Origin of the sequence: Streptomyces sp. MUM 2J, assembly GCF_022414535.1 — a bacterium.
In the GTDB taxonomy this organism is placed as follows: domain Bacteria; phylum Actinomycetota; class Actinomycetes; order Streptomycetales; family Streptomycetaceae; genus Streptomyces.
This window is the reverse complement of sequence record NZ_JADWYM010000047.1, coordinates 45,229-51,228: the sequence shown is the minus strand read 5'-3', so window position 1 is coordinate 51,228 and position 6,000 is coordinate 45,229. Positions and strand designations below refer to the sequence as shown.

Here is a 6,000-nt window from a genome sequence, read left to right as displayed (position 1 = left end):
TGAACTCCTCCTTGCGGGACCCAGTATCCCAAAGTGGAAGGTTGTCCATCACACCGGGGCAACTTCACCTGGTCGGGCGGGAAGACGGCGGTGCCGTCGGCGGGCGCGTCGCTCTGCCCCCAGGAGGCGAGGGCCGTCGTCCCAAGCTCCTCGGGGGCGGAGCCGCCGGTGAGCGGGACGCCGTAGACGATGTTCCTCTCGGCAGTGCCGTTGGTCTGGGTGGCACCTCACCGACCTGAGTACCAGTGGCGTTGTCCGCGATCTGGAAGAAGCCCTGTACCTTGTCGTTGTTCGGGTCGGCGAAGGTGTCCCGCAGCGTCGGTGTCAGCGTGTTGACGTACCAAGTGCCGCTCGAGGCCTTGAAGAACGGCGGACCGGCCTGCTGGTCCGTGCCCGTGCGCGGCCGGTAATTGTAGGTGACGACCAGCTTCGGCGGGTTGGACGCCGCGTTCGCGGAGTTCACCCGCTTCCACTGTGCCACCACCGACTCGTCCGATGCCCGCAGCCCCATGTTCGACGTGCTGTTCTTCGCCGACGACCAGGTCTGCGCCAGGTTGGTGACGTCGGCGGTGATCCAGCCGTCCGGCTGCGTCGAACAGCCCGGATTGCCGGTGGTCTGCGCCGACGTGGCAAACTTCTGGTTCCATGCTGGCTGAGAGGTCCACCGGGAAGAAGTCGTGGGCTTTCCGGTGTCCCACACCTCCCACGGATACGCCTTGCAGTCGGTGTTGGCCGAGTGGAAGTTCCACAGGTTCAGCGTGGCCTTGGACACGAGTGCATCGGAGAACGGGGCGGTGTTCCAGGTGATGAACGACCGGGCCGTACGGGGCGTGCCGTCGGCGTTCTTCGTCCCCGGGTTGCCCAGGTCCAGCTCCGTGTCAGCAGACCAGTCGACCGTCTCGCCCTGCTGCACGTAGGTGTCGAAGACGTTCGACAGCGAAGAGGTCGACGGGTCCACGGTGACCGGGTAGGTGGTCTCCGGGTCAGCGAGGAACTTCGCGTCCGGGGTCACCACCAGGTCGATGGAGGAACCCTTCTGCTCCACCTTCAGGCCGACCCTGGCCTTGTGGGTGTGCTCACCGGACCGCTTGTCGACGGTGGCATCCCACATCACCGGCGCGGGCATCATCGCCCGTTTCTTGTTCTTCCTGTCCGTGAACAGCACACTGCCGTCGGACAACTGCTTCGCCTTCAGCCCCTTGGCCTTCAGCGGCAGCGTGTAGGAGTAACCGCCCGCATCGGGGCGCTGCTTGATCTGCACGTACTGCTCGAAGCCCGTCCGCGTGGCCTCGACGACCACGTCCGCACCAGGCACGGCGTTGACGTAATCCGCGCGCGTGCCGTCCAGCGTCGGCTTGGGCAGATCACCCTTCCACTGCAGGGTGATCTGCTGATCACCCGCACCCAGCGTCACCAGATCCGTGGCCTTCGCCGTGCGTGCGGCCTTCATCGACTTCGTCGGCGTCCCGGACCTGCCCGCCAGACGCAGCCCTCGCGGATGTGCCTTCGACTCGACGGACCCGTCCGCGTTCTGGACCAGATTCACATCGACGTTGCGCCACTGGCCCGTGGCCTTGTCCCTGAACCGGACAGGGCCGGCGGTGAGTTCGGTGGTGAGCGAGCCGTCCTTGTTCACCCACGTCGTGGAGGTCTCCGTACGCTCCGACAGCGCCTCCACCCGCCTGCCCGACAGTCGGGCCGCGACCCGCGCGGACGGGATGTCCGCCGCCTGCGTAGCCGCAGCCTTCTTCGGAGCTTTGGAGTTGTGCGGCGCGGAGGCAGCCGCGGCGTACACGCCGTCAAGCAGCGTGACGGTCAAGGCCAGGGACACGGTTCCCGCTATCCAGCGAGTACTTCTCCCAGACCAGGGACGTCTGCGTCTACCAGACGCAGGCTTACGAACCATCATGGTTCTCCCGTTTCTTCACACCATGACAAGGCATCACACAGCTGTGATGTACCTGTAAAGCTACCGTGATCTAAAAGACGCTAAATCAAGGCAAGAAGGGAGTAATGGTGATCTTCCCTCTCCCCTTGCGCTGATCATCTTTATCTGCTCTTGACGGGGACGCCCGGCCCCCCGGGAAACACAGCCTGGGGAGCGGTGGCAGCGACTGACTTGCCGTGCGAGGCGACAAGCGTGTTGCGAGTCAGGCTCCGGCCGTCACACTGAACCCGCCCCGCCACCGTCCAGTGTTGTGAGTTTCTGAGCTTGATCATCAACCTCGCTGCTGTTTCAGGCGCACGTGTTCGGTGAGGGTCTCGATTCGTTTCACGGTCTTCGCCCGGGCTCGTGGCGTGGCGCCGACCTGCGGCTCTTCGAGCCGGGTGGGCGGCCGGGTCCGGGCTTGGAGGGTCTGGGCACGGGCAGTCTTCACGCGAAGGTGCCGGAACCCCCGGCGGACCCGGGCCGGGGTGAGCCGACGTGGCTCGCTGGGCCGCTCCCAGGGCAATCGCAAATCCTCGGCGAGCGGCCGGGCGAGGCGGAGTTGGGTGTGGGCGGCGATGATCAGCCACGTCCACAGGTCGGCCGTGTGCGGATCGCGGACCTTGGGGACGGTCCAGCCCAGGGTCCGTTTGAACAGCCGGAAGGTGTGTTCAAGATCGAATCGGCGGAACGCCTGCCAGCGCACATCGACGTCCTGGCCGGTCATCCCGGTGCGCGAGGACCACCGCCACACCGGCTTCAGGTCGCGGTCACCGGGCAGATACTCGACCTTCAGCCGGATCAACGTGCCGTTGATCAAGGGGAGTTCACCGCAGTGGTCGAGCCAGGGGCCACGGGCCTGCAGGCGGGGGTGCATCCGGTCCCAGGCGAGGGCTTCGGCCGTGCCGCAGCGGGTGGTGTCGCACGTCGTGGCCTGGTCGGGGGTGTGCCAGGAGGCCGGCTTGGAGAAGGTGAGGACGCCGCCGTGCTTGCTGGGCTGCCCGCCGCGCGGAGTCGAGCGGCGCGGGCCGGCGTCCCGGAGCATGACCCGGTCCGAGCGGAGCCGGCCGACCAGCTCGACGGGCAGGTCGGCCAGGACGTAGGCGAGGCGGGTGACGTCGTAGCCGGTGTCCATGACGACGAGGATGTCCGCGTCGCCCGGCCGCCACTGCCCGGCGTGCACCAGCCGGGTGACCACCTCCCGCAGCTGGGCTGCGGTCACCGCGGTGGCATCGTCGGCCGGACCCAGCCGGATCGCATCCAGCACGGCCGTCCAGGACGTGCGTCCCGTCTCCAGGGTGAGGTTCCCCCGTCATGCGGGAGGTGCTGATCAGCTGGTCAGCAGGGGTTGATGGGTGTTCAGATTCGTTGGTTCGGCCGTCGCCTGCTCGGCGTAGTGCTTCTCCTCGAACTCGATCGGGCTGAGGAAGCCGAGCCGGTCCTGGATGCGGCGGGAGTTATAGCTTGGAACTTAACCTTTGCGAGCTTTGAGGCGATTGCGTTCAGTAATGCTCTCGGGGCGTTTGGTCGTCTTGCCCACGTCGTGGCGGGTGGCGGGATGGCGGTTCTTCGAGCCAACTGGGCTTCCGGGGCCGGGTGTTGAGTGTTTCGGTGCACGGGCTGGGCAGTGCAGAGGCTGTCGCACGACTCCCCGCCCTCGACGGTCAAGAGCGATTCGCTGTTCGGTTCCGAAGTCCGTGGGGGCAGCGGAATCTTGCCTGGTGGGGCGGAACTTCTTGTCGTGTGACCGCGAATGTGATCTTGAGATGCCGCAGGATATGCGGGAATGGCTGCCACCTGATCACCTCTGCTGGAAAGTGCTCGACGTCGTCGAGCAGCTCGACCTGTCGGCGTTCGAGGCCGGCTACCGCCGTGACGGACAGGGCGGAGCGTCCTACCCGCCGGGCCATCTGGTCGCTCTGCTCCTGTACTGCTACAGCAAGGGCATCCGCTCCTCCCGCCGCATCGAGCAGTCCTGCTGGGACGACGTGGGCTGCCGGGTCATCACCGCGAACCATCAGGTGGATCACTCCACCGTCGCCCGCTTCGTACGACGCCACCGCACCGCCTTGAACTCGCTGTTCGTACAGGTGCTGGCGCTGTGCGGTCGACGCGGCCTGGTGGACCTGTCCGCCGTGGCAGTGGACGGTTCACCGATGGAGGCGAACGCCTCACGCGACGCCAACCAGCGGCTTCAGCGCCTGGAAGACACCATCGCCCAGTGCGAGACGGAAATCCGTGTGGTACTGGAGGACGCACTCACGCACGCGCGAAGCGTCGAGGCCGATGGGCAGGCCGGCGACGACCATGAGGAAGCCGACGACCAGTGGCCTCGTCTGTCCCGGCTGTGCGACCGGCTCACCCGAGCGAACCTGGCCATGGACCGACTCCGCGAACGATCCATGCCCCCGCCCAGCGAGGTGCGCGAAAAGTCGAAGCCGCCAAGCGCATGGTCGCTCGCGCGGAGAAGCGCCTGGCCGCTGAAACTGCCGCTCACCAGGAGAAACTCAAGAAGTATGAACAGCGGGCCCGGTGCGACCGGGAGGCTGGTCGCCGGGGCGCCAACGGACGGCCGCCGGTGCCGCTGGAACGCAAGACCGTCCTCGTCCGGCAGCGCACCCGAGTCGAGAGAGCGAGGGCCTGGCTCGAGCGGGCCCGCACACCGCAACCCGTCCTCTCACCAGACTCACGAGCCTGCCTGAGCGACCCCGATTCCCGACTGATCCACGGCAAACACGGCGGCTACCTCCAGGGATACAACATCCAGATCGCCTGCGCCCGACGTCAGCTCCTCCTGGCCATCGAAGTCCACGACAACCCGTCCGACAGGACGGCCCTCGTGCCGATGGTGAGCAAGATCCAGCACAACCACCGGGACGCTGATCTCTCCGGAGAGATCCAGCTCTTCCTCGCCGACAACGGATACGCCTCAGCCGCTGCCTTCGAGACACTCGCCGATCTTCCACTGCTGGTCTCGGTGACCAGCGACGCCCACCAGGCCGGATTCCCGGCGAAGCGCCAGGAGGCCCCTGCCGGCCAGCAGGCCATGGCGGCCCGCCTCGCCACCCCCGCCGGGAAGGAGCAGTACCGACGGCGCAGTGCCCTGGTCGAGCCAGGATTCGCCCAGCTCTTCCAACGCTTCGGCCGCTACCTGAACTACCGGAGCCGCAATGCGGTAGAGGCCGAGATCAAGTTCCTCGGCACGGTTCACAACCTCAACAAGCTCTTCACCCACAAGCCCTGAGTGGACGTTAAGTCCGATCTTTCTCGGTTCGTGATCGCTCGATCGTGGTACTGATCGCGAGGTCGATCACTTGCCGGACATGTCCATGCCGAGATGCAGGCATGGAGCGAGAGTCATACCCCAGCGACTTATCGGACGCGCAGTGGGCGTTGATCGAGCCGATGATCACGACCTGGAAGCAGGACCGGGTGGCCCGGTCGGCGACCGGAGATCCCGGGTCCTGTGATCTGCGGGAGGTCGTGAACGCGATCTTCTACCAGAACCGGACGGGCTGCCAGTGGCGCTACCTGCCCCACGACCTGCCGGCCTGGTCGGCGGTGTTCTACTACTTCACACTGTGGCGCCAGGACGGCCTTGACCAGCGGATCCAGGAACTTCTGCGCTGCCAGGCACGGGAGAAGGCCCGCCGATTAGAGGACCCGTCCCTCGTGATCCTCGATACCCAGTCCGTGCGCGCGGCCGCGGGTGTCCCGAAGACCACGACGGGGCTGGACGCCAACAAGAAGGTGTCGGGCCGCAAGCGGGGACTGGCCGTGGACGTGCTGGGGCTGATCGTCGGCGTCGTGGTGCTGGCCGCATCCGCCCACGACAACACCGCCGGCACCGCCCTGCTCGACCAGTGTCGGCGGTCACGTAATTCCCCACGACCTGCATGATCAGCGCCACGTAATTCCCCACCCGCGTGGTCACGATTCCCCACCGGGGCGCCGACCATCGATGGTGCTGCCGACCATGCTCGGACTGGCGTGATATTCCCTGTTTCGAGTGGTTTGATCACTGATTAGTCAATCCTTGCGAATCGGGCGAGTTCCCCATGGGCATGCCGGTG

General features: G+C 66.3%; 3 protein-coding genes and 3 pseudogenes. 3 read left to right on the top strand and 3 right to left on the bottom strand.

Annotation, left to right across the window (positions count from 1 at the left end):
- Positions 1-223: 223 nt before the first annotated feature.
- The 3 pseudogenes from I3F54_RS27740 to I3F54_RS32445 form a co-directional block, all read right to left on the bottom strand.
- Positions 224-1,819, bottom strand: a pseudogene (locus I3F54_RS27740) (DNRLRE domain-containing protein); the annotation flags it as partial.
- Positions 1,820-2,219: 400 nt separating this feature from the next.
- A pseudogene (locus I3F54_RS27735) lies at positions 2,220-3,224 on the bottom strand (transposase); the annotation flags it as partial.
- A 174-nt stretch (positions 3,225-3,398) separates the two neighbouring features.
- A pseudogene (locus tag I3F54_RS32445) lies at positions 3,399-3,569 on the bottom strand (transposase); the annotation flags it as partial.
- A gap of 124 nt (positions 3,570-3,693) precedes the next feature.
- On the opposite strand from I3F54_RS32445, the gene I3F54_RS27730 reads away from it, so the two are divergent.
- From I3F54_RS27730 to I3F54_RS27720, 3 genes are all read left to right on the top strand, one after another.
- The gene (locus I3F54_RS27730) at positions 3,694-4,629 is read left to right on the top strand and encodes a transposase (protein ID WP_240121659.1); all 936 of its coding nucleotides are present in this window, start codon (positions 3,694-3,696) and stop codon (positions 4,627-4,629) included.
- A complete protein-coding gene (locus I3F54_RS27725) occupies positions 4,512-5,171 on the top strand; it encodes a transposase (protein WP_240121662.1) in 660 nt (219 codons plus the stop codon). Before I3F54_RS27730 ends, I3F54_RS27725 begins: the two co-directional genes overlap by 118 nt.
- A gap of 101 nt (positions 5,172-5,272) precedes the next feature.
- Positions 5,273-5,827: an IS5 family transposase gene (locus tag I3F54_RS27720; RefSeq protein WP_275676918.1), complete on the top strand. Its 555-nt coding sequence runs from the start codon at positions 5,273-5,275 to the stop codon at positions 5,825-5,827.
- Positions 5,828-6,000 lie beyond the last annotated feature (173 nt).

Coding starts and splice junctions, on each gene's coding strand:
- I3F54_RS27720 (WP_275676918.1), top strand. CDS start 5,273: ATGGAGCGAGAGTCATACCCCAGCGACTTATCGGACGCGCAGTGGGCG.
- I3F54_RS27730 (WP_240121659.1), top strand. CDS start 3,694: ATGCCGCAGGATATGCGGGAATGGCTGCCACCTGATCACCTCTGCTGG.